The 24,377-nt window shown below is 69.0% G+C and carries 13 protein-coding genes; 11 read left to right on the top strand and 2 right to left on the bottom strand.

Going from position 1 to position 24,377, the window contains the following annotated elements:
• Nucleotides 1-10: 10 nt before the first annotated feature.
• A complete protein-coding gene (locus I3V78_RS29735) occupies nt 11-2,464 on the bottom strand; it encodes a TolB-like translocation protein (protein WP_204492589.1) in 2,454 nt (817 codons plus the stop codon).
• Nucleotides 2,465-2,679: 215 nt separating this feature from the next.
• Between I3V78_RS29735 and serC the strand changes: the two genes are divergently transcribed.
• The 4 genes from serC (at nt 2,680) to I3V78_RS29715 (ending at nt 6,994) form a co-directional block, all read left to right on the top strand.
• Entirely contained in the window at nt 2,680-3,768 is a 1,089-nt protein-coding gene (serC, locus tag I3V78_RS29730) for a 3-phosphoserine/phosphohydroxythreonine transaminase (RefSeq protein WP_204492587.1), read from the top strand.
• A gap of 36 nt (nt 3,769-3,804) precedes the next feature.
• Nucleotides 3,805-4,365, top strand: coding sequence for a chalcone isomerase family protein (locus I3V78_RS29725; protein WP_204492585.1), 561 nt, complete (start codon nt 3,805-3,807; stop codon nt 4,363-4,365).
• 118 nt (nt 4,366-4,483) lie between these two features.
• Nucleotides 4,484-6,577: a M13 family metallopeptidase gene (locus I3V78_RS29720; RefSeq protein ID WP_204492582.1), complete on the top strand. Its 2,094-nt coding sequence runs from the start codon at nt 4,484-4,486 to the stop codon at nt 6,575-6,577.
• 60 nt (nt 6,578-6,637) lie between these two features.
• Nucleotides 6,638-6,994, top strand: a complete 357-nt coding sequence (locus I3V78_RS29715; protein WP_204492580.1) for a DUF952 domain-containing protein — start codon at nt 6,638-6,640, stop codon at nt 6,992-6,994.
• A 3-nt stretch (nt 6,995-6,997) separates the two neighbouring features.
• Here I3V78_RS29715 and I3V78_RS29710 read toward each other — a convergent pair whose 3' ends face one another.
• Nucleotides 6,998-8,035 (bottom strand): PA0069 family radical SAM protein, encoded by a 1,038-nt coding sequence (locus I3V78_RS29710; protein WP_204492578.1) that lies wholly within the window; start codon nt 8,033-8,035, stop codon nt 6,998-7,000.
• A 98-nt stretch (nt 8,036-8,133) separates the two neighbouring features.
• Between I3V78_RS29710 and I3V78_RS29705 the strand changes: the two genes are divergently transcribed.
• The 7 genes from I3V78_RS29705 (at nt 8,134) to I3V78_RS29675 (ending at nt 24,368) form a co-directional block, all read left to right on the top strand.
• Nucleotides 8,134-11,511 carry a serine/threonine-protein kinase gene (locus I3V78_RS29705; protein WP_204492575.1) on the top strand — a complete coding sequence of 1,126 codons (3,378 nt, stop codon included), beginning with the start codon at nt 8,134-8,136 and terminating at the stop codon, nt 11,509-11,511.
• A 23-nt stretch (nt 11,512-11,534) separates the two neighbouring features.
• Complete coding sequence (locus I3V78_RS29700; protein WP_204492573.1) at nt 11,535-12,341, top strand: sigma-70 family RNA polymerase sigma factor; 807 nt, start codon at nt 11,535-11,537, stop codon at nt 12,339-12,341.
• A gap of 11 nt (nt 12,342-12,352) precedes the next feature.
• Nucleotides 12,353-13,198, top strand: coding sequence for a serine/threonine-protein kinase (locus tag I3V78_RS29695; RefSeq protein ID WP_204492571.1), 846 nt, complete (start codon nt 12,353-12,355; stop codon nt 13,196-13,198).
• Nucleotides 13,199-13,277: 79 nt separating this feature from the next.
• A complete protein-coding gene (locus tag I3V78_RS29690; RefSeq protein WP_204492569.1) occupies nt 13,278-15,083 on the top strand; it encodes an SAVED domain-containing protein in 1,806 nt (601 codons plus the stop codon).
• 67 nt (nt 15,084-15,150) lie between these two features.
• Nucleotides 15,151-16,299, top strand: coding sequence for a 50S ribosomal protein L11 methyltransferase (locus I3V78_RS29685; RefSeq protein WP_204492567.1), 1,149 nt, complete (start codon nt 15,151-15,153; stop codon nt 16,297-16,299).
• Nucleotides 16,300-16,442: 143 nt separating this feature from the next.
• Nucleotides 16,443-17,669, top strand: coding sequence for a GON domain-containing protein (locus tag I3V78_RS29680; protein ID WP_204492565.1), 1,227 nt, complete (start codon nt 16,443-16,445; stop codon nt 17,667-17,669).
• 87 nt (nt 17,670-17,756) lie between these two features.
• A complete protein-coding gene (locus I3V78_RS29675) occupies nt 17,757-24,368 on the top strand; it encodes an NHL domain-containing protein (RefSeq protein WP_204492563.1) in 6,612 nt (2,203 codons plus the stop codon).
• Nucleotides 24,369-24,377 lie beyond the last annotated feature (9 nt).

The following is a 24,377-nucleotide window of genomic DNA, read 5'->3' as shown; positions in this document are numbered from 1 at the left end:
GCCCGGCGCTTCAGTTCAGCTGCACGCGGCACACCTTGCCCGTGGGCAGGTTGTTGCAGACGAAGCCCGCGCAGCAGGGGGTGCCGTTGCCGCACGGCTGATCCCGGTTGGAGCACTGAGGACGGCACGAGCAGTTGTCGCCCGAGCAGTCACCGCCCGTGGTGTCATCCAGGCAGAGCAGGCCATCGCAGCAGGGCGCCACGGTGGAGCACTTGTCGAACGCGGGGGCGCACTGGGGCACGGGCTGGCACGCGCACGCGCCCGCGATGTCGCACGGCAGGGGCGGATCCCGGTTGAGCTGCACGCACTGCAGACCGTTGCAGCACGTGGAGCCGCTCGAGTTGCAGCCCTCGTTCTCCGTGGAGCAGCCGTTGCTCACGAGGTACTGGGCCCACTGGGCGATGTGGTTGGACGTGGTGATGTCCTGGAAGGGCAGGGCGAAGGCCACGTACGAGCCGTCCTCGCCGGCGAGCACCTTGTCCGGGTCCACCGCGGCCATCCACAGGAGCGTGCTCTTGTCGGCCTCGGACGCGCCGCTGGCCTCGGGCGTCTTGCGCAGGCCGTAGTTGCGCGAGGACGAGAACGTCATCCACATGAGCCGGCTGCGGGCCCCGGTGTTGCCCTGGGTCACGAAGGGGCTCCACTTGGGGTAGCTGTTGGTGAGGTTCTTGAGGAAGGCGCCCGCGCCGTCCTTGTCATCCGTGGGCCCGGGCTTGTTGGCGTTCTTGAGCTCCACCAGCGCGGCGTTGGCCTCCAGCTTCGCGGCCCAGAGCGTGGCGGACGGATCCGTGTCGCCGTTGCAGTACTGGCTCGTGTCGCTGTTCTGGGGGCAGGTGGACTCGTTGAACACGAGGAACGAGTTGTCCGGGGCGATGGCCGGGTAGTAGCGGTGCTTGGCGTAGGCGTTGGAGGCGGTGAGCGGCACGGACGGCGCCACCGTGAGGGGCGCGCTCCAGCCCGCGCCCTCGGCCTTCACCAGGTGGATGGCGCCCGTGAACGTGCGCCGGTTCTGCGAGGGGAAGCCCGTGTAGCCCACCGCCGTGTAGGCGATCGACTTGCCGTCGGCGCTCCAGTCCGGGTGGGTGGCGGGGTGCTCGTAGGTGCCCGTGTTGTCGATCTGGCTCTCGTACGCGCCGGTGTCGCCGTTGAACAGCTGCAGGCCGAAGCGCGTGGCGTTGTCACCGCTGTAGACGCCCACGAACTTGCTGCCGTCCGGGTTCCACGACTCGAAGGCGCTCTGGTACTTCGAGGACAGGGCGATGCCCGCCGCGCTGCCCGTGCCCGCGTCGGGCGCGTAGCTGGCCAGGTCCTTGATGAGCGCCACCTGGCCCTCGTTGTAGCCATCCTCCAGGTTGCCCTGCTCCACGGCGGCCACCATCTTCTTGCCGTTGCGGCTCAGCGAGTGGCAGCCCACGCAGCCCACGCCGCTCGAGTTGATGTTGTTCTTGGTGAGCATGGACGTGGCGCTCTGAGGCCCGGTGCCCGCGAAGTCGTAGCGCATCACGCCCACCTGGTCCGGCCGGGTGGTCCAGTAGTAGAGCGCGCCCTTGATCTCCGCCCGGGCGAACTGCAGCGAGATGGGATCCGCCACGCCCACCGACGTGCCCGCGTCATCCGTGGCGCGCAGCGCGAGCGTCACCAGCTGGCCGCCGCGGTTGCTCTCCGCGAGGAACTTCCACACCGTGGCGTCCGGCGTGTAGATGCAGCCCCGGCTGATGCCGGCGGGCAGCGTGACACCCGAGGGCAGGTAGCAGCGCAGGTACACGCGCACGTCGGTGATGTCGTTGATGAAGCGCAGCTCGAACAGGGTGTTGGTGGTGGGGCCGGGGGTGAAGTGGACCTCCAGCTGCCCGAGGTTCGGCGGCACCATGACCTTGTCGCTCGGGTAGACGATCGCGGGCTTGCGCGCGGCATCCACCGTGCCGCCAAAGCGCGTGTCCGGGTTGACGGGCACGCTCGCGGAGCCCGGGTTGGAGTCCGTGGCCTTCTGGTTGAGCTGCACGCGCACGTCGGTGGACACGGACGCGGTGTCCACCCGGGCGTGCACGTTGCTCGTGCCGCCCACGGTGGTGCTGGAGGTGAAGGTGGCGCCGGAGAAGGTGCCCAGCCGGGGGTCCTCGACCCGGAAGAAGGCCTGGGACGTCAGGTCCTCGGTGTGCCCGTCGGTGTAGAGGCCGACCACGGAGAACTTCTGCACGGCCGCCGTGCTGCCCGAGATGGTGAGGATCGGGCTGGGCGGGGAGAGGGTGAGCGATTTGAGCGCCACGCCCGCGTCGGCGCCGCCATCGGAGCCGCCACCGCCATTGGAGCCGCCGCCGTCGCCGCCCGTGCCCGCGTCGTTGCCCGCGTTGCCGCCCGTGCCGCTGTCGATCTGTCCCGGGGTCGGGGTCTCACCGCCGCAGGTACAGCCCGACAGCGTGGCCACGGCCAACAGGAATCCAAATAACCAGGTCTTCGTCCTCATGGCGCGCAGCGTAGCGCCATTCAGTGTCCATGGCCCGGGGGTCGGAGGGCTCCGTTCAATGCCCTTCGTTGGGGCGCGAGGATTTTCCCGGATTGGCCCCGGGACGGACGCCCAGGGGCCGGGTGGGCCGCAGGCTCCCACACGCTTCGTGCTTCCCCCGCGCACACGTTCGGCGCAATCTCCGGCCCGTCCGTTCTTCCAGAGGAGACGTCCCCATGCGCGTCATCAACTTCAACGCGGGTCCCGCGGGATTGCCCCTGCCCGCGCTCGAGCGGGCCCGCGACGAGCTGCTCGATTTCCAGGGCTCCGGCATGTCCATCATGGAGCACAGCCACCGGGGCAAGCAGTACGACGCGGTCCACGAGGAGACGATCGCGCTGCTCACCCGGCTGCTGGGCATCCCCGACACCCACCAGGTGCTCTTCCTCACCGGTGGCGCCTCGCAACAATTCGCCCAGGTGCCCCTGAACTTCCTGCGCCCCGGCGAGAGCGCGGACTACCTCATGACGGGCGTGTGGAGCGAGAAGGCGCTCGACGAGGCGAAGCTCCTGGGCCAGGCGCGCATCGCCGCCACCACGGTGCAGCCGGACAAGAAGTACACGCGCGTGCCCCGCCAGGACGAGCTCCAGCTCGACCCGTGCGCCGCCTACGTCCACATCACGAGCAACAACACCATCTACGGCACCCAGTGGCACGCCTGGCCCGACGTGGGCGACGTGCCGCTCGTGGCGGACATGAGCTCGGACTTCCTGTGGAAGCCCCTGGACGTGAGCCGCTTCGCCTTCATCTACGCGGGCGCCCAGAAGAACCTGGGCCCCTCGGGCGTGCTCATCGCCGTGGTGCGCAAGGACTTCATCGCCCGCGGCCGCCAGGACATCTCGAAGATCTTCCGCTACAGCCTGCACGCGGAGAACAATTCGCTCTACAACACGCCCCCCACGCTCGCCATCTACCTGTGCCGCAACGTGCTCGCGTGGGCCGAGGAGCTGGGCGGCCTGCCCGCGCTGGAGCGGCGCAACCGGGAGAAGGGCGAGCTGCTCTACGGCGCGCTGGACCGGATGTCCGGCTTCTACCGGGCTCCCGTGGAACGCGCGTCCCGTTCCTACATGAACGTGGTCTTCCACCTGCCCACGCCCGAGCTGGACGACGCCTTCGTGGCGGCCACGACGCGCTCCGGCATGGTGGGGCTCAAGGGGCACCGCAGCGCGGGCGGCATCCGCGCGTCGCTCTATAACGCGGTGTCCCCAGACGACGTGCGCGCGCTCGTGTCCTTCATGGAGGAGTTCGCTCGGAAGAACGGCTAGGGTGGCCCCGTCGTTCTCGCCACCTCGGAGGGGTCCATGAAGAACACCGTGTCGTGCGCCGTCCTGCTGCTGTCCCTGCTCGCGCTGCCCGCCACCGCCAAGGAGATCGCCGGGGTGAACTACCCCGAGACGGCCTCCGTGAGCGGTCAGGAGCTCAAGCTCAATGGCGTGGGCCTGCGCAAGAAGGCCATCTTCAAGGTGTACACCGTGGGCCTCTACCTGCAGACGCCCTCGCAGGACGCCGCCACGGTCATCTCCTCGGATCAGATCAAGCGCGTGCGCATGTCCATGAAGCGCGACCTCAAGAAGGAGCAGATCTCCGAGGCCATCGTGGACGGCTTCAAGAAGAACGCGGGCGCCAGTCTGGCCAAGCTCCAGCAGCGGCTGGACACGTTCGCCGCCGCCATCCCCGACCTCAAGGAGGGCCAGGAGCTGGTGATCACCTATACGCCGGGCAAGGGCACCACCGTCACGAGCAGCTCCGGACAGGAGCTGGCCGTGGAGGGCAAGGACTTCGCGGACGCGCTCTTCTCCGTGTGGCTGGGCAAGGATCCCGTGGACTCCGGCCTCAAGAACGGAATGCTGGGCCGCGAGTAGTCGCTGTCGTGTCGTGACGCAGTCCCCGCGCGTGGGTCGTCCCGTCAGCCGGGCGCCCGCGCGCGTGTCTTTGACCCCTCGGCTTCACCCCTCGAATTCACCCCTTGGAGATGACTGGATGAGAAAGGCATTGCTCGCCGCTTGCTGCCTCGTGGTGTCCGCGTGCAAGACGGCCACGCCCGGGCCCTCGCAGACCGAGCCCCAGACGCCCCCCGCGCCTCCCGCGCCCGCCCAGGCCCTGCCCATGCCGGCGGGCCTGGACGCCTCGGCGATGAACGAGCAGGTCAACCCCTGCGACGACTTCTACGAGTACGCGTGCGGCACCTGGCTCAAGACGACGGAGATCCCCGCGGACCGGCCCCGCTGGTCGCGCGGCTTCGACGACATCATGGCGCGCAACGAGGACATCCTGCGCGACATCCTGGAGAAGACCGCCGCGGGCAAGGCCCCCGAGGGCACGCCCTACGCCCAGAAGCTCGGCGACTTCTACGGCGCCTGCATGGACGAGGCGAAGCTGGAGGCCTCGCTGCCCGTGCTCAAGGCGGAGCTGGCGAAGCTCACGGGCGCCAAGGACGCCAAGGCGCTGGCCCAGCAGGTGGGCCAGATGCACGCCCGCTCCGTCTTTCCCTTCTTCCGCTTCGGCTCCAACAACGATCTCAAGGACGCCAGCCAGGTGGTGGGCGAGGTGGACCAGGGCGGCCTGACGCTGCCGGACCGCGACTACTACCTCAACGGGGACGACAAATCGAAGGCCCTGCGCGCCGCGGCGCTCGAGCACACGAAGAACATGTTCGTGCTGCTCGGCGAGTCGCCCGAGGCCGCCGCCAAGAGCGCCGCCACGGTGATGGAGGTGGAGACGGCGCTGGCCAAGGCCTCGCAGTCGCGCGTGGAGCGCCGCGAGCCCAAGAACCTCTACCACCGCCTGGAGCGCAAGGGCCTCAAGGCCGAGACGCCCGCCTTCCCCTGGGACGTGTACTTCACCGCCGCGGGCGCCAAGGACGTGCAGGCCCTCAACGTCACCCACCCCGCCTTCTTCAAGGAGGTGGAGCGCCTGGTGAAGACCACGCCCCCGGCCACGTGGAAGACGTACCTGACGTGGCACTACGTCCTGGGCAACATCCCCGCCCTGCCCAAGGCCTTCCAGGACGAGCGCTTCCGCTTCTCGCAGACGCTCACCGGCGTGAAGCAGGACACGGTGCGCTGGAAGAAGTGCGTGCGCTACACCAACGCGGGCCTGGGCGAGGCGCTCGCGCAGCCCTTCATCACGCGCACCTTCGGCGCGGACGGCAAGGCCACCACCCAGCAGATGGTGGTGGAGCTGGAGAAGTCCTTCGAGCGCGACCTGGACACGCTCGCCTGGATGGACGCGGCCACCAAGGAGCAGGCCCTGGTGAAGCTGCACAAGATCGTCAACAAGATTGGCTACCCGGACCAGTGGCGCAACTACGACGGCGTCCAGGTGGACCGCGGCTCGTTCCTCACCTCGTGGGCGGGCCTCAACACCTTCGAGCAGGCGCGTCAGCTCGCCAAGATTGGCAAGCCCGTGGACAAGGCCGAGTGGCTGATGTCGCCCCCCACGGTGAACGCCTACTACAACCCGCCCTTCAACGAGATCGTCTTCCCGGCGGGCATCCTCCAGGCGCCCTTCTTCGACCGCTCGGCCACGGCGCCGGTGAACTTCGGCGCCATGGGCATGGTGGTGGGGCATGAAATCACCCACGGCTTCGACGACGAGGGCCGCCAGTACGACGCGGACGGCAACCTGCGCGACTGGTGGACCCCGGCCTCGGACCAGGCCTTCCGCGAGCGCGTGGCGTGCGTGAAGACCCAGTACGACAACTACACGGCGGTGGATGACCTCAAGCTCAACGGCGCGCTGACGCTTGGTGAGAACGTGGCGGACCTGGGCGGCTTGAAGCTCGCGCACTCGGCCATGGAGGAGTGGCTGCGCAAGAACCCCGAGGAGGCCCGGCGCGCGGGCGGTGCGCGCTTCACGCCCAGCCAGCAGCTCTTCCTGGGCTACGCGCAGTCCTGGTGCTCGAAGACCCGCGACGAGTTCGCCCGGCAGCTCGTGATGGTGGACCCGCACGCGCCGCCGCGCTGGCGGGTGAACGGCCCGCTCGGCAACCTGTCCGAGTTCCAGAAGGCCTTCCAGTGCAAGGCGGACGCGAAGATGGTGCGTCCCAAGGCCGAGCGCTGCGAGGTCTGGTAGTCGTCTTCCGCTTCCCGCTCCGGCTCCTCCTGGGGCGGGAAGTGCGCTAGGCAGGGGGGCATGAACGCCCCCATCTACACCCTCGTGCGTGGCGCCGACTGGCGGGCCGCCCAGACCGTCGGCATCTACTGCGGCTCCCACGACGACACGCGCGACGGCTTCCTGCACCTGTCCACGGCCGAGCAGGTGCGTGGCAGCGCCCGCAAGCACCGCGCGGGCGAGCGCGACCTGTGGCTCGTCGCCGTGGACCCGGCGGCCCTGGGCGAGGCGCTGCGCTGGGAGCCCTCCGCGGGGGGCCGCCGCCCGGGCCTCTTCCCGCACCTGTACGGCATGCTGCCCATGTCGGCCGTGCTGTCGGCGGTGGCCCTGCCGCTCGGCGAGGACGGCGCGCACGTCTTCCCGGCGGACGTGCCCTGAGCCTCAGAAGAAGCTGAGCTGGGTGCCGGCCTTCATGGGGCGGCGAAAGGGGCTCGGGCCCGCGTCCGTCTCCTCCAGGGGCATGGACGTCTTGAGCCCGAGCCGGCGCGCGGTGGTGGAGAAGAGCCGGTGGATCGTCTCGGCGTAGAGCCCCTCGCCGCGCATGCGCACCTGGAAGCGCGAGTCGTTGAGCTCGCCGCCCCGCGTCTCCCGGATGCGGTGCAGGACCCGCTCGGCGCGCAGGGGGAGCTTCTCGCGCAGGCGCTGCTCGAAGACGGCCTGCACGGGGCCGGGCAGGCGCAGCAGGGTGGAGAAGGCGCGGGTGGCGCCCGCCTCGCGCGCGGCGGTGAGCACACGCACCATGTCCTCGTCGTTGAGGCCGGGGATGATGGGCGAGACGGCCACGCCCACGTCGATGCCGGCCCGGGCCAGGCGCTCGAGGGTGAGCAGACGCCGGCGGGGCGAGGCCACGGAGGGCTCCATGGCGTGCGCCACGTGCGCGTCGTGGAAGGGCAGGGTGATGCAGACGGTGAGCCGGGTGTGCGCGGCGAGCGTCTGGAGCACGTCCAGGTCGCGCTCGATGAGGGGGCCCTTGGTGATGATGCCCACGGGGTTGCGGTACTCGGCGCAGACCTCCAGGCACGCGCGGGTGAGGCGCAGGCTGGCCTCCAGGGGCTGGTAGCAGTCGGTGATGCCGCTGAAGGCGACCGTCTCGCCCTTCCAGCTCTTGCGCTCGAAGGCCTCGCGCAGGAGTTCCGCGGCGCGCGGCTTGACGACGAGCTTCGTCTCGAAGTCCGTGCCCGCGCCGAAGCCGAGGTACTCGTGGTAGGGGCGCGCGTAGCAGTAGGCGCAGGCGTGCAGGCAGCCGCGGTACGGGTTGACGCTCCAGGAGAAGCCCACGTCCGGGCTGTCGTTGCGCCCGAGCACCTCGCGGCTGTGGTCCTCGTGGACCTCCAGCTTCGTGGGCGGAATCTCCTCCAGGTACTCCACGGCGGTGGTGTCCCAGGGGTTGGGCGGATTGGAGACGGGCCGGGGCTTCACCCTCCCAGACTGGGTCTGAAAGGACGTTCAGTCAAGGGGCCTCCGGGTGGGGTGGGCTTGGCGCCCGCCCGGAGAAGGGGGGAGCATGGTCGCCATCCATGGATCAGCCGACCCCCACCCGCCGCATCGGGCCCTATCGCGTCTCGCACCTGCTGGGCCGCGGCGGCATGGCCGAGGTCTTCGCGGCGGAGCACGAGCTGCTGAAGCGGCCCGTGGCCCTCAAGCTGCTGCGCCCCGAGGCGGCGCGCGAGGAGCAGGTCGTCGCCCGCTTCCTGCAGGAGGGCCGCACGCTGGCCCGGCTCGACCATCCCGGCGTGGTCCATGTCCACGACTGCGAGCAGCTGGAGGGAACGGTCTTCCTGGCCATGGAGCTGCTGGAGGGCCTCACGCTGCGCGAGTGGATGCGGCAACGGGCGGGCCCCGCGCCCCTGGCGGAGGCGCTCGCCCTGGCCCGGCAGATCGCCGCCACCATGGTGGACGTGCATGCCCGGAACATCGTCCACCGTGACCTGAAGCCGGAGAACGTCTTCCTGTGCGCGCAGCGGGACGCGCCCGCCCCGGGCCCGCGCGTCAAGATCCTGGACTTCGGCCTCGCCAAGCTTCCGCCCCTGCCGGACGACGCCCTGGGGGCCACGCAGATCCACACCCACGAGTCGGCCTTCCTGGGCACCTACCTCTACATGGCGCCCGAGCAACTGCGCAGCGCGGCCTCGGTGGAGGGCCCGGCGGATGTCTACGCCCTGGGGGTCGTGCTCTTCGAGCTGCTCACGGGCCGCCCGCCCTTCGTGTCGCCCAAGCCCATCGAGGTCATCACCGCGCACCTGGAGAAGGAGCCGCCCTCCGCGCTGAGGTTCGTGCCCACCCTTCCAGGCGAGCTGGGCGCCTTCGTCACGGCCATGCTGGCCAAGGAGCCCTCGGCGCGTCCGACGATGCGGCGCTGCGCCGACATGCTGGGCCGCGCGTGGCGGGACGGTCCGGGCACCTGTCCCGTCCCGGGCCTCGCGCCCTTCACCGAGACCCAGGCGGAGCTGTTCTTCGGTCGGGAGGCGGACCTCCAGACCCTGCTCGGGCTGCTCGACGAGGCCTGGGCGGGAGGGCGGCGGTGGGTCCAGCTCGAAGGGCCCAGCGGCGTGGGCAAGTCGTCCCTGCTTCAGGCGGGCGTGCTGCCCCGGCTCCAGCAGGACGCGCGCTGGTGGGTGGTCCGGGTGCGGCCCGGACAGGAGCCCCTGCGCGCCCTGGCCCAGGCGCTCGATGTCCTCCTGCCAGTGCCGGGTGGGGGCGCGCCCCCGGGCGCCCTCGAGAAGGCGCTGCGCGCGGATCCCCAGGCCCTGCGCGCGTTCGTCACCGAGCACCTCGCGCCGGAGCACCGTCTGCTGTTGGTGATCGATCCCCTGGAGGAACTCCTCACGCCCGGCGCGGACGAGGGCGCGGCACTGGGTGCGCTGCTCGCCGAGGCCCTGGCCGACCCCGACTGCCCCTTGCGGCTGCTCACCAGTGTGCGGGGCGACTTCGTGGACCGGATCAGCCAGGTGCCCGCGCTCGCGCGCCACCTCCAGCACGCGGCGCGCTACCTGCTGTTGCCCATGGAGGAGGCCGCCCTGACCCAGGTCGTCCGGGGCATGGCCCGGGGCGCGGGGTTGCGCCTGGGGGAGGGGCTGGCGGAGCGCATGGTGCACGATGCGCGCGACGAGACCGGACGCTTGCCCCTGCTGAGCCACGCCCTGCGCGGACTCTGGGAGGCGAGCCAGGGGGAGCCCTTGACGCTCGACCTCTATGACCGGCTCGGGGGAGTGGGCGGCGCGCTGACCCGACAGGCCGAGGAGCTGTTGAAGGGCCTGGGCCAGGACCAGGAGCGGGCCAAGTGGCTCCTCCTGTCGCTGGTGCGGATCGGCCGGGGCATGCCCGACACCCGCCGACCGCGCACGCGGGGGGAGGTGCTCGCGGCCGCGGGCGGCGATTCCTCGGCGGAGCAGGTGCTGCTGCGGCTGTCGGGGATGGCGTCGGGAGAAAACCCCGCGGGCCCGACGGGCATGCGACTGGTGCTCCTGTCGGAGGGCACCGAGCCCGCGCAGCCCCGCGTGGACCTGGTCCACGAGATGTTGCTGCACGAGGTGCCCGTCATCGCCCGATGGATTGGCGAGGAGCGCGCCCAGCTCCAGCGCCTGGAGGATCTCGAGGTCGAGGCCCAGCTCTGGCGGGACACGGGCTTCCCGGTGGATGCGCTGCGCACGGGGACCTTGCTCAAGCACTACCAGGACGCGCACCAGTCAGGTCCTTCGCAGGGGCCCACGCGGCATCGGCTGAGTGCCCTGGCGGCGCGCTACCTCCAGGAAGGCGCGCGCGAGGACCGGCGGCGCATGCGCCAGAAGCGGTGGCTCAATCTGGGCGCGGTGCTGGCGGTGCTGGCCATCCTCTTCTACGCGGTCCGCGCCGAGCAGGCGCGGCAACACACGACGGCGATTCTGAGGACGTACATCGGGACGTTGGACGACCTCGTTGGCAGCGTGGATTGGAGACTCAGTTGGATTGCCCACACGCTGCCCGTGCGCCAGGAGATGCTGAAGGAGAGTGAACGGGCGCTGTTCTCCCTGCCTCCCGAGGAGCGCGATGCGCCCGAGGCCCGCCTCGTTGGAATCAAGCTCCTTCAGCGTCAGGCGGACGTCGCCCTGCATGATGAGACGCTCGAGCGTTCCGGTCGGTACTTGGAGGACGCCCACGCACGGCTGGCGGCCTGGGGTGCTTCGCGGAATGGAGATGCGAAGTTCACCGAACTCCTGGCGCTCAATTATTCGAAGCGCGGCAAGGTCGAGCTGGCACGAGGAGACCCGGAGAAGGCCTGGGTGGATTTCAACGAGGCCGTGCGCTTGATGCCGATTCCCGGCGACTCGGAGTCGGATGAGGACGCCCGGAGGACCCGCGCCGTGAGCCTTCAGGAACGGGCGGACGCGGGCCTGCTCAAGCGCGACCTTCCGGCCGCCGCGCGGGACCTGGACGAGGCCATCATGCTCCACGCACGCAACGAGAGCGCCTATGACCATGCCCTCCTCGCGCTCGCGCACAGTGCACGGGGGGGCATCGCCCATCACTTGGCGAAGGCCGACGACGCGACAGCGCATTTCACCAAGGCGCTTGGTTTCGCGCGGAGCAGTCAAGAGGAGCGGCACGATCAGTACGGAGACTGGGTCCTGGCCCGGGTGCTCGTCGACTCCGCTGCCTTTCAGGAAGTCAATGGCGCTCCAGAAGAGGCCCGGAATCACTACACGGAGGCCCAGACCTTGGGACGTTCCTTGCGAGAGGGCGAGCCCCCCAGCAAGCGCTTCGCGCTCGTGTGGCTCGACGCCATGGCGGGTCTGGAGCGAATGGAGCACATGCCCTCGTCCAAGGCGCGACTGCACGATGAGCGGTGTGAGGTGGCGCGCGAATTCCGGAACCGGGATCGCGATGATGTAAGGTTCCGGGCGCCGGAGTGCGGGTGAACTCCACAGGGGGACGATTGAACATGGGTGAAGCCGCCGCCAAGAAGCCGTCCATCGAGGAGCTGTTGCGCCAGGTGCGCGATGGGCAACCAGGCGCTTGGGAGGAGCTGTTTCAACGGAGCGTGCCAGCGCTCGAGCAATGGGCGTCGCACCAGATGGGACGGTCCCCTCCGGCTGGTACCCGCAAATCGGATCTCGTTCAGGAAACAGCGCTGCGTGCCTTCCAGCGCTTCCCCTCCTTCGACGGAGAGACCGAGGAGTCGTGGTTCGCCTGGCTCAAGAAGATTCAGCGGAGACGCCTCATGGATATCTCGCGCGAGGCCCACAGCCAGAAGCGAAGCGAGGATGCCACGGAGTCCCTGGAGGAACTCGATTCCCATCAACTGGCCGCCGTCCAGCGAAGCCCGAGTCAGTTCGCATCCCAGCAGGAGGAGTGTCGACAACTGCTGGGGTATGTCTACGGCCTGCCCAAGGAGCAACGGAAGGTCGTCTTTCTCTATTATCTGGACGATCTGTCCGATGCGGAGATCGCGCAACACATGGGCAAGAGTCAGGATGCGGTGAGCTCCCTCCGCCAGCGAGCTGTGCGCGCCATCCGGGATCGCAGGTCTGGCAACCCCGAGAAGCAGTCGCCGGGAATCAGCCAGGACGCCATCATCCAGAACGCCGCGGATGCGGCCCTGCTCCTCTACATGCGCAAACAGCAGCAGGGTGAGCAGGTGGACGTGGAGGCTTTCGTGGCGGACCATCCCCAGTGCGCCGAGGAATTGCGGAGCCTGCTGTCTTGCATCCAGGCGCTGTACATGCTCAAGCCCACCGGCTCGAAGTAGAGGCACTTGGAATGCTGTCGAAGGGAACACAGGTCGGGGAGTACCGCCTGCTGCGCTTCGTCGCGGAGGGGCTGACCGGCACCGTCTACGAAGGACGCAGGGCGTCCGATGGCGCCTCCGTGGCCATCAAGGTCCTGCACCCGACGTGGTGCATCGACCCCGAGGTCATGGCGCGCTTCCTCAACGAGGCCCGGATGCTCCAGGGGCTCGCGCATCCGCATCTGGTGAAGGGTCTCTCCTCGGGGGAGCTCCCCGAGGGCCCACCCTACATGGTGTTGGAGTGGCATCCGGAGGACCTCGCCCGCGCGCTCGCCCGCGTGGGAGGCCGGCTGTCTTGCCTGGAGAGTGTCCAGGTCGTCGGGCAGCTGGCCGAGGTGCTCTCCCTGCTCCATGCGAAGGGGATCATCCATCGGGACTTGAAGCCCGAGAACGTGCTCGTGGCTCGCCGGGTGCCGGGTGATTGGAGCGTGCGGCTCGCGGACCTTGGACTCGCCAAGCGGCTCCCTTCGGCGGGACCCGAGGGGCTGCCCATCTCCACGGCGGGTGGCACGATGCTCGGCACCGCGGACTACCGGCCCCCGGAGCAGTGGTTCGATGCGAAGACGGTGGGACCGTCGGCGGACGTCTACTCCCTGGGCGTCCTGTGGTTTCAGCTGCTGACGGGCCAACTGCCTTTCCAGTCGAGCGGTCAGCAGGGATTGATGATCCTTCACGTCCGAGGCGAACCGCCCCTGGCGCTGCTCGAGGGTCGTGCGTCCGACGCCGTACGGACGATGATGGCGCGGATGCTGGCGAAGGATGCCGAGGACCGGCCCGCCCTGGCGGAAGTGCTCGGGCTGCTCACCCCCGGAACCTGAAAAAAGCGCACGGCCCGCGATGGATTCGCCCGGCGATTCCGTCTTCCCGTGTGGAGGCGGAAAACACCACCGGATGCCCATGGACATCGACATTCCCATCAACGTGAGGACCCGAGCCCTCATCCTGCGCTACGAGCACGACAGGCCCATCACGGAGGACGCCGCGCGCGACGCCCTGAAGCAGCGAGGCGTGGAAGGTGACCGGGATGTCGTGGCGGTCGTGCTGCATCCGTTCGAGCCCCACACGCGCATCCGGACGCGGCCCGAGCAGGACTGGTCCGCGGCCTTCGACGAGAACGAGCGCTTCGCCGAGGCCTTGTCGAGGAAGGAGCGGGAGCTGGGGGTGGATCTGGACATCCACCTCTTCGGGTGCGCCCCCCTGATGCTGATGCTGCACCTGGCGTCCTGCCTGCCGCGCCGGCCGCTGTACGTGTATCAACAGCGGATCACGGATGGCACCTGGCTGCTGGGCTATGACCGCTCGCTGTCCTCCGCGCAGACGCCGTTCTTCGCGCTGGAGGGGCTGCCCACGTCACGTCAGGGAGGCCGGGGCAAGGTGGCCCTCATCGTCGAGGTGACCCAGTCCATCCGGGATGTGGCGCTCGCCGAGTTCCAGGCCCGCCATCCCTCGGAGCTGCTCGCCACCGTGGTCCTGCGGCCCGCGCGGGGAGGCCCGAGCCCCCAGGCCGTCCAGAGCCTCCAGGATGCGTCCGAGGCCGCCGAGCAGTTCCGCTCCGTGATGGACACCCTGCACAAGCACCTGGAGGGCGTGGAGTCCGTGCTGCTCGCCATGGATGGACCCGCCAGCCTGGCCGCCGCGCTGGGCTCGGTCATCAACACGAACACGCAGCATCCCGTGGTGCTCCACCACTTCAACCCCGAGCAGCGCAAGTACCTCGCCGTCCGCCGCATCCATCCGCCGCGGCGGGTCGCGTCGACACCGGGCTCGCCCTCGTCCGAGCAGTTCGCCGAGGCCGGAGAGCTGCTCAAGCGGGTGCGTACCATCCACGCGCAGCTGTGTGATTGGCTCAAGCGTCCCAAACAGAAGTCCCTGCGCCAGAAGCTGGAGCAGACGTCCCTGCTCCAGAGCGACATCGACACGGTTCCCGCGCGCCAGAATGCCCCGCTCTTCCGGCACCTCAACGGCAGCTGGACGTTCCACGTCAACCTGTTGCTGGGATACCGGCAGTTGCAGGAGCGCTTGCGCTCGCCCGAGGACTGGGAGGAGTGCGTCCGGTTGTTGCTCGTCCACGAGGCGTTCCATGTCGCCCAGCAGGGCGCCACCTCCTATGACTACCAGGGCAGCGGCCGGACAGGGTTCGTGCTCGAGGCGCTGGACTTCGACGCGGATGCGCTCGCCGTCGAGGCGGCGCTCGCCTGGCGAACAGACCATCGGCCGGGAAGGGCGCGGGGCCGGACGCGGACCCAGGACATGGAAGACATCGCCTGGAACGTGCTGGAGAGTTTTCGGGTCTTCGAGCCCGAGCGTCCCATGCGGATGCTGTCCGAGCGCCGGCTGCGGCGCTACCTCATCTGGCTCTTCCATGCGTGTCGGCTCGGCACGCTCCCGCTGCGCGACGCCGAGCCGGGGGCGCTCAAGCGCGTGGTCATCGAGATCGCCGGACTGCCGACGGGACTGGACCCTCACGAGGACTATCCCCAACCGGGTGTCCGTCTGGACGGGCAGGAGAAGAACGAGTCCCTGGTCCTCGCGCTCTACTTCGAGGCCCGGTTCGCCCGCATGCAAAACCCCGGGTGGGTGCGCGAGCTGCTGAGCTGCCTCGCCCAATGGGAGCAGCATCCCCGAGAAGAAATCCGCAAGCGACTGACCGTGCTGTTCGAGCGGTTCTTCAACCAGCACCGGGAGCTCGTCGCTCGTCCCTGACGGGGTCTCGCGACGTGGCGGGGGCGGCTGGTAGGGTTCGTCGCAACCCCCACCAGGAGACCCCTCCGTGCCCTTCTACCAGCTCCGGGAAGACGTCATCCCCCTGCTCTTGGCGCTCGCCTCACCCATGGAGCCCGAGGAGTTGATCCGCTCGGTGGCCCAGAGCTCCGGACTGCCCGAGGCCGTGCTGCGCGAGCGCTTCGCGGCCATCCGCGAGTCGGGGATTCTGTCGGCCTCGCAGGAGGTGTCCGAACAGGCCTCGGTGCTGTTCCTGGACTTCGCGACCCTGGGCAGCCAGCGCAACATGCTGCGCGACCGGGCGCGCAACGACGCGTTCCTGCGCGCCATCCGCAAGGTGGTCCAGCCCGGGGACACGGTGGTGGACGTCGGCACGGGCACGGGGCTGCTCGCCATGGCGGCCGCGGCCAGTGGCGCCGAGCGCGTCTTCGCCATCGAGCGCTCCGCGATCGTCCACACGGCGCGCTCGCTCATCGAGGCCAATGGCCTGGCGGACCGGATCGAGCTGTTCCACGGGGACGCGGCGGACTTCTCCGCGGACATCCAGGCGGACGTCATCGTCTCGGAGTGGATTGGCCACTTCCTCATCGTGGAGAACATGTACCCGGCGTTCTCGGCGGTGCGCGACCGGGTGCTCAAGCCCGGCGGCCGGACCATTCCCTCGGCGGGCAGGCTCTTCCTGGCGCCCATCGAGGACTCGGCGCTCTACCAGTACGAGGGTCCGGGCTTCTGGGAGCAGCCCATCGGGGGCTTTGACTACAGCCAGGTGAAGGCGCAGGAGCTGGGCAACCTGAAGATGCGGATCGACCGGGTCCGGCGCGAGAGCTACCTGACGGAGCCCGTGCTCCTGCGGCACATCGACTGCACGAAGGAGTCGGTGGGGTCCTTCTACTTCGAGTCGAGCGTGGAGTTCCGCATGGACCGGGACGCGGTGGTGCACGGTCTGGCGGGCCACTTCGAGCTGGAACTGGCGCCCGGGGAGGTGCTCGACACGTCCCCGTTCTCCATCCACACGCACTGGCACCAGACGTGGTTTCCCATCGACGCGCTTCCCGTGAAGCGGGGGGACACGCTCCAGGTGACGTTCTCCTCGTCGCCCGGCTCGCACGTGCCCTCGATGAACCTGAGCGTGCGGCGTCTGTCCACCGAGGGCGAGGGGCCCACCCGGAGCTACGCGTACGGCACCGGCCTGCTGTGACCGCCGGCGCCGCGCACGCCATTGTCCGCTGCGCGCTTTCCTGACTATTCTGGAGGTGACGGAATTTTCTCCTCCGGGCACACGCCCGGGGTGGGAAGGTACCGCCGCGACGTCGTCTCCCCCGAACAGGAAAGGGTCGTCCCATGAAGCGCTTGGCATCGCTCGCATCCCTCGCGGCAGTCTCCCTGACGTGTCTGCTCAGTGCCTCCGCGCGAGCGGATGCCCGGATGGCGTGGTACTGGCCCAATGGGAAGCTGGCGGTCATCCTGACGTTCGACAACGCGGGGTTCCGCTCGAAGTCCGAGCTCTTCATGCAGGACGGCAAGCTCGCGGTCACCTCCATCTATACGACCACGAGCCAGGGAGGCCGCAATTGCCGCTACGGCTCGTTTCCGTCCAATGGCAAGTACAGCTGCCTTATCGGGGATGTCAGTCATTACGGTGTGAATCCCACGGTCTTCCCGACGCGGGTGGCGGCCTGGGGCGAGCATGGGGAGCAGCGGGATTATGACTATGACGGCCGCAGGTGGTCGTGGTTCGCGCGGGGGTACAACAACGACAACGAGTATCCCAACATCAGTGTCCAGGTCGTCCTCTCCCAGGACATGAGCGTCCCGGGGCCGGGACAGTTCTTCGTCCTGCAGGGCAACGGCGCGTTCAAGGACCTGTTCGATCCGGCGGGCAAGCCGTACTGGCTGACCAGCCCCAGTGGCAGCTTGAGGCTCATGCACTTCGTGGACGTGACCCAGGGGTCGTGGCTGGATGTGACTCCGGCGAGCTGCCTGGAGTACAAGCTCACGCATCCTCCCGCGCAGGACGGGACGTATACGCTGTACGTGAAGGGCAATGCCGCCCAGCCCTGGACGGCCTACTGCCACAACATGTCCGGTGGCCCCACGGACTACCTGCCGCTGCCCTCCACGGGCGCGTCGAGCAACTTCTCCCAGTACACCGCACGGTCCGACCGCCCGGGGGACACGAACGTGCGGACCGTCTACACCAAGGTCCGCATCGATCCCGCGACACTGCGGGTGAACACCGCGGACCAGACCTTCGCCACGTCCACGGGAGTGCTCTCGCACGGCGACCCCGTCACCTCCATGACCTACGGCTCGGCCATGAACTGCGACTTCGGCAACACGGGCCTGGGCAACGTCGACCTGAGGGGCACGGCCTTCGTCATGGCGCCCAACCAGTTCGCCGCGGCGGGTTACGCCGCCTCCGGTGAGGCGACCTACAGCGCGAACAACCAGGTGGTGGACCTGTGGAACCGGGGCGCGTGCGGGTGGATGTCCGCCGTGGGCGCCGACCACCCCTACAACACGCGGGGCTCACCGTTGCAGCTCCAGTACCGCGCGCCGGGCACCTGATTCCCTTGTTTCCGGCCCAACGTCTGTCGAACGAGGCCGTCGGTGGGGTCACCGTCGACGGTAGGCTCGTGCGCCTGGGGGGCGCACATGTCTTCGTTGACCATTCGTGTGGTGGCGCTGTGGATGCTGCTGGGGATGGGGGCATGTGACAGCGCCGCCCCGGTACCGGCCTCGCTCGTGGCCACACAGACACAACCCTTGGAGGTGCTGCCGGGGCAGGGGTTCGATGTCCTGGTACGACTGACCAACACGTCCTCCGTACCGGTGGACGACGTGCGAGTGGGGGAGGCTTTCCAGGGAACGCAGCCGCCTTCCGCCGAGGAGCGGGTGGGTGCCCTGGCGGTGGGGGAAGAGCGCACCGTGACCTTCCACCTGGCGGCGCCGGTCGCGGCGCCGCGGGGGGAATCCGAGTCGCTCGCCTCCTACCACCAACGTCTGGAGGACCTGGAGCGGCAGCCGCTCGTATCGCGAGGGGAGGTTCATTTCGCCGAGACCCCGGGAGTTCAGGCCAAGCCCCTCTCGTTGTCCTCGGACGGTCGCGTGGTACTGCCGCGTCTCTCCCTGCGCCTGGAAGGCCCCGTGGTGGCACTGCCGGGAGAGGCGATCACCTATACCGTGACGGTCACCAACGGGGGGTTGGCGGGGACCGCCTCGGGAAGTCTCCAGGTGGTGTTGTCCGACGCCACGCGGGTGGAGGTGGCCTTGGACGCGATGGCGCCGGGCGCCACCTGGAACAAGGCGGTGACCTGGACGCCGCCTCCACTTCCCGTGAGGCAGCGGGGTGAAACCGTCTCGGCGTACGCCGCGCGCCTGCGGGCGCTCGAGGGGCAGGCCCAGCGGACCCAGGTGGCGCTGTCCTGGCGGGATGGCCAGGGAAATGCCTACGGCTCGCTGGTCCAGGAGTCCGTCGCCGCCCTGCATGTGGACGTGCCGCCCTTCGACCTTCCGCCCGCCCCCGAGGAGCGCGCGCCCGCGCTGTCCCCGTTCGCGGTGACGCCCTTCGTGGACGCCGTGTCCTTCCTCTACTCGGGAGAGGACCCCATCCAGGTGGGCGTGGCCCCCGGCACCCTGGTGCCCCATCGCTTGGCGGTGCTGCGCGGCAAGGTGCGCTCACGTCAGGGCTACCCGCTGGAGGAGGTGCGCGTCTCCGTGCTCGACCATCCGGAGTATGGCCACACCCTCACACGGGAGGATGGCCTCTTCGACCTGGCCGTGAATGGCGGAGGCCTCCTCACCGTGAGGTACGAGGCCGAGGGACTGCTGCCGTCTCAGCGCCAGCTCCACGTCCCTTGGGGAGATTTCGCCTGGCTGCCGGACGTGGTGCTCGTCCCGTTGGACCCCCAGGGCACGCCCGTGGACTTCAGCGGCACGAGCACCACCCACCAGGTGGCGCGAGGCAGCCCGGTCACGGACGCGGATGGCACCCGGCAGGCCACGCTCCTCTTCGCCCCGGGCACCCAGGCCCTGGCCGTCCTGGCCAATGGGGACGAGGTGCCCCTCTATTCGGCCACGGTGCGCGCCACCGAGTACACGGTGGGCGAGGAGGGGCCCGCCTCCATGCCGGCGCATCTGCCTCCCACCAGCGGGTACACCTACGCGGTGGAGCTGTCCCTGGACGAGGCCCTGGCGCTGGACAGCCAGGAGGTGCGCTTCACCCAGCCCGTGGCCTCCTACGTGGACAACTTCCTGGGCTTCCCCGTGGGCGGCACCGTGCCCTCGGGCTATTACGATCGGCGGCGAGGGGTCTGGCTGCCCTCGACCAACGGCCGCATCCTCCAGGTGCACGGCGTCCTCGAGGGTGTGGCGCAACTGGATGTCACGGGAGACGGCGTGCCGGACAGCGCCGCGGTGCTGGCCACGCTGGGCATCTCCGAGGCCGAGCAGCGGCAGTTGGCCAGCCTCTACCCGGTGGGCAAGAGCCTGTGGCGCGTCCCCGTGAGCCACTTCACTCCGTGGGATTACAACTGGCCCTATGGGCCTCCCCCGGGGGCGCGGCCTCCGACGAACGCGCCGCCCCAGGCGGGTCCCGAGAACAAGCCGGATTGCCAGAAGGGCAGCGTCATTGATTGTCAGAACCAGGCATTGGGCGAGTCACTGCCGCTCACGGGGACGTCCTCGCGCCTGCACTACCGGAGTGACCGGGTGCGGGGGCAAGACAAGAACACCCTGCGCATTCCTGTCAGTGGTGCCTCGGTGCCGCCCTCGCTCGAGGGAATCGTCGTCGAGGTGAATGTCGCGGGCAGAGCCTTCACTTACGAGCTGCCCGCCGCGCCTCACCAGACGCTCTCGTTCACATGGGATGGGAAGGATGCCTACGGCCGAAAGGTGCAAGGTGAGGCGGTCGTTACGGGCAGGACGGGTTATCGCTACCCGCTCGTCTATTTGAAGCCCGCCGAGTTCCCCGATTCCTTCGCGCAACTGGGTTCGGAGCCCGTCACTTCCAACCGAGAGCGGAGGGAGATGACCTCCTGGCAGTCGTGGCGCTCTCGGGTGGGTGGATGGAGCGAGTCGCCTGAAGACCTGGGGGGCTGGCGACTGTCCGTGCACCACCAGTGGGATCCCCACGGCGGCCGGATCCTTTTCGGCCATGGGGAGACAAGCTCAGGGTCGCTCACCGCGGGCAACATCTTCACCGTGGCGGGTACGGGCGTCCTCGCCTATTCACTCGACTCATTGTCAGCAACGCAGACCCATGTGGGCCAACCCGTGGGGGTCGCCGTCGGGCCAGATGGGGCCTTCTATCTCGTGGAACTCTATTCCCACCGCGTCCGGCGGGTGAGTCCAGACGGCAGCATCAAAACCGTGGCGGGTATTGTCGGCTTGCCGGGACTGAACGGCAACGAGGGGGAGCTTGGCAACTCGATGTACCTCGACAGCCCATCCGCTGTCGCCGTGGGCCCGGACGGCAGCCTGTATATCGCGGATAGGAAAAATCAACGCATCCGGCGCGTGCGCCCGAATGGCACCATGATCACCGTGGCGGGCTCGGGGATACCGGGTCATGGCACCTTTGGCGGCGATGGGGGGCCGGCCACCCAGGCCTACTTCAGCTCTCCGGAGAGTGTCGCCGTGGCACCCGACGGCAGTCTGTACATCGCGGATGTCTTCAACCAGCGCATCCGGCGCGTGGACCCGAAGGGCCGTATTTCCACCGTGGCGGGCACGGGGACGTCGGGCTTTGGCGGCGATGGCGGACCGGCCGCCCTGGCGCGTTTCAATTACCCAAGGGGGGTCGCCGTGGGCCCGGACGGGAGCGTGTACATCGCGGATACGGGCAACCAACGCATTCGGCGTGTGGGCCCGGAGGGCACCGTGACCACCGTGGCGGGCTCGGGGACACCGGGTACGGGCGGTTTTGACGGCGATGGGGGGCCGGCCACCCTGGCTCGTTTCCTGTACCCGCAGGATGTCGCCGTGGGCCCGGACGGCAGTCTGTATATCGCGGATGACTTCAACCAACGCATTCGGCGCGTGGACCCGGAAGGCCTCATCACCACCGTGGCGGGCTCGGGGACACCGGGCACGGGCGGTTTTGGCGGTGATGGAGGGCCAGCCACCCTGGCTCGTTTCAATGGCACATCCCGCATCGCCGTCGGGCCAGACGGCACTCTGTACATCGCGGATAGGAACAACCACCGTGTTCGCGCCGTGCGCCCCGCGCCATTGAGCGCCTCTTCTGTCGGCGGCATCTCCATCCTCTCCGAGGCCGGCGGTGAGGTGTACGTCTTCGGGTCTGGGGGCCGGCACCTTCGCACCGTGAATGCACTGACGGGGGCGCTCCACTACCAGTTCGACTACAGCACGGACGGTCGGCTCACCTCGGTGACGGATGGAGACGGACTGGTCACCCGGATCGAGCGGGACACCTCGGGCAAGCCCCTGGCGATCATCGCCCCTCATGGCCAGCGCACCCGCCTGACATGGGATGTCCAGGGCTACCTCTCCTCCCTGACGAACCCGGCGGGAGAGCGCGTGGAACTCGAGCACTCCACCCATGGGCTGCTCACCTCGATGCGGGATGCCCGAGGCGGCTTGCACCAGTACACCTATGACGCTCGGGGAAGGCTGGCGCGGGACACCCAGCCCACGGGGGGCTACAAGCACCTGTCGCGAACGGATGCCGAGGATGGCTACTCGGTCGCCGTCTCCACCGCCTTGGGGACCACCACCCGCTACCAGGTGCGGGAACTGGCGGGAGGAGGGCAGCAGCGCACCACCACGGCGCCGGATGGCACGGTCACATCGAGCCTGCGGACGGCGGACGGAAGCACCACGACCACCCTGGCGCCGGATGGCACCCGCACCACGGAAGTGCTGGGCCCGGACGCACGCTTCGGGATGCAGGTGCCCCTGCGCTCCTCCGTTCAGGTGACGCTGCCGGGGGGCCTCACCTCCAGCTCCACCCACGGCAATGTGGCCACCTACGTCCAGGGGGATGTCACGAAGGGGCTCGAGACCGTGGTGGACACGCGCAGCCAGAATGGACGCACGCAGACGGCCACGTACGCGGTCGCGAGCCGCACCCTCAGGACCCGGAGCCCCAGTGGGCGCCTAGCCACCTCCGTCTTGGATGCGCGGGGAAGACTGGTCCGGCAGGAGGTCGTGGGCGTGCTGCCCCTGGAGTACAGCTATGACGCCGAGGGACGTCCCTGGAAGGTGACGCAAGGCGAGCGCACGGAAACCTATACTTACGACGCCGCGGGCTACCTGGCGACGGTGGAGGACGTCCTCGGGCGCACCACGGACTTCAGCTACAACGGGGCGGGTCGCCTCACCGCCGAGCGGCTCCCAGGAGGCCGCACCGTGGGGCTCGCGTCCGATGCCCACGGCAATCTCACCCGGATGGTTCCCCCCGGGCGCTCCGCCCATGACTTCCGCTACACCCCGGCCGACACCGTGGACAGCGACACCCCGCCTCCGCTCTCCTCCGCGCCCCTGTCTCCCACGCGGTATGCCTACAACGGGGACGGGGCCCTCACGTCCATCTCCCTGCCAGACGGTGCTTCCGTGCAACTGGCCAGGGACGGCGCGGGCCGGGTGGACGCGCTCACCACGCCCCGGACCACGGTGGATTTTGTGTATGACGCCCAGGGCCATCTCGCGGCCCTCACGGACAGCGCGGGTCCTAGCCTGGCGTATGCCTATGACGGGCCCTTGGTGAAGAGCGTGGCGTGGAGTGGCGAGGTCCAGGGCGGCGTGAGCTACACCTATACCCCCGACTTCTCCCTCCAGGCGCTCGAGGTGCAGGGGCAGTCCTTCGCCTATGCGTATGATTTGGATGGCCTGCTCATCTCCGCGGGCGCGCTCTCCCTGGGGCGCGGGCAAGACACCGGGTTGCTGTCCACGACCACCCTGGACCAGGTGAGGACCGAGCAGCAGTACAATGCCCATGGCGAGGTGCGAGCGCTGTCCGCTGTCTGGGGAAGCACCCCCCTCTACAGCCTCATCCTGGACCGGGACGTCGCCGGGCGGATCACCTCCAAGACGGAAGCCACGTCAGGCGTGACCCGCGTGTGGGGGTACGCCTATGACCTGGCCGGGCGTCTCCACGCCGTGACGTTGGACGGAGCGCCCTATTCCGCCTACGGCTACGACCTCAATGGCAACCGCACCTCGCTCACCCAGGGGGGCGCTACCCTCACCGCCACCTATGACGCCCAGGAGCGACTCCAGACGCAGGGGGCCGCCACCTACGCCTTTGGCCTCAACGGCGACTTGCAACAGCGCTCGCGCTCGTCCGAGGCCGCCCCCACCCAGTACGTCTACGATGCCCTGGGGGCGCTCACCCACGTGCAGCTGCCCGACGGCACCCAAGTGGACTATGTGCTGGACGCCTCCAGTCGCAGGGTGGGCAAGCGTCTCGGCGGCACCTTGGTCCAGGGCTTTCTCTATGACGGGCCCGTGCGTGTGGTGGCCGAGCTGGATGGCGCGGGCGCCGTCGTCTCCCGCTTCGTCTACGCCAGCCAGCGCCATGTCCCCGACTACATGCTCAAGGATGGTGTCACCTACCGCCTCCTCACCGACCAGCTGGGCAGCATCCGTCTGGTCGTCAATGCCTCCACGGGTGTTGTCGAGCAGTCCCTGGAGTATGGCCCTTTTGGCGAGGTGCTGTCCGATTCCAATCCAGGCTTCCAGCCCTTCGGCTTCGCGGGCGGCCTCTATGACAGCCACAGTGGGCTCACCCGTTTCGGGGTCCGCGATTACGACGCGGAGGCGGGCCGCTGGACGGCGCGAGATCCCCTGCGCTTCGCGGGGGGGCAGCTCAACCTGTATCAATACGCGATGGGCGACCCGGTCAACCGCGTCGATCCGACGGGTTTCATCTCCATCGGGTTCTCCGGGTACGACGGAGTGGGTGGGGGGTTCGAGCTGGCCTGGGTTCCCGGCCAGGGGTTCTCCGCCTGCGGCCAGGTGGGCTTCGGGGCGGGCTTGGGTTTCGAGTTCAAGCCGTTCGGGGGCTTGGCCGATCCTGGGGTCTCGGTCAAGGCGGAGATCACCAACGCGGCGCTGGGGTCGAAGATGAAGGTGAGCGCCGAGGTCTCGCTGGGGCCGTGTGGTCCCTCCTTCAAGGGAGAGGGGGGCGTGGGGTTTGGGCCCGCCTTCGTGTCCTTCTTCGATGGCCAGGTCTCGATCGAACCCATCGATCTCGGCGCGAAGTCCGAGGCCTCCATCAACGCCAAGGCGTGCGTGCGTTTCTGAGCCCGCGCT

This window comes from Archangium primigenium, from assembly GCF_016904885.1.
Classification (GTDB): domain Bacteria; phylum Myxococcota; class Myxococcia; order Myxococcales; family Myxococcaceae; genus Cystobacter; species Cystobacter primigenius.
This window is presented reverse-complemented; position numbering and strand designations above follow the sequence as displayed.

Excerpts from the sequence above, each read along its gene's own strand:
- I3V78_RS29720 (WP_204492582.1), top strand. The coding sequence starts at position 4,484 with ATGAGAAAGGCATTGCTCGCCGCTTGCTGCCTCGTGGTGTCCGCGTGC.
- I3V78_RS29725 (WP_204492585.1), top strand. The coding sequence starts at position 3,805 with ATGAAGAACACCGTGTCGTGCGCCGTCCTGCTGCTGTCCCTGCTCGCG.
- I3V78_RS29695 (WP_204492571.1), top strand. The coding sequence starts at position 12,353 with ATGCTGTCGAAGGGAACACAGGTCGGGGAGTACCGCCTGCTGCGCTTC.
- I3V78_RS29675 (WP_204492563.1), top strand. The coding sequence starts at position 17,757 with ATGTCTTCGTTGACCATTCGTGTGGTGGCGCTGTGGATGCTGCTGGGG.
- serC (WP_204492587.1), top strand. The coding sequence starts at position 2,680 with ATGCGCGTCATCAACTTCAACGCGGGTCCCGCGGGATTGCCCCTGCCC.
- I3V78_RS29715 (WP_204492580.1), top strand. The coding sequence starts at position 6,638 with ATGAACGCCCCCATCTACACCCTCGTGCGTGGCGCCGACTGGCGGGCC.
- I3V78_RS29735 (WP_204492589.1), bottom strand. The coding sequence starts at position 2,464 with ATGAGGACGAAGACCTGGTTATTTGGATTCCTGTTGGCCGTGGCCACG.
- I3V78_RS29700 (WP_204492573.1), top strand. The coding sequence starts at position 11,535 with ATGGGTGAAGCCGCCGCCAAGAAGCCGTCCATCGAGGAGCTGTTGCGC.
- I3V78_RS29705 (WP_204492575.1), top strand. The coding sequence starts at position 8,134 with ATGGATCAGCCGACCCCCACCCGCCGCATCGGGCCCTATCGCGTCTCG.
- I3V78_RS29680 (WP_204492565.1), top strand. The coding sequence starts at position 16,443 with ATGAAGCGCTTGGCATCGCTCGCATCCCTCGCGGCAGTCTCCCTGACG.
- I3V78_RS29690 (WP_204492569.1), top strand. The coding sequence starts at position 13,278 with ATGGACATCGACATTCCCATCAACGTGAGGACCCGAGCCCTCATCCTG.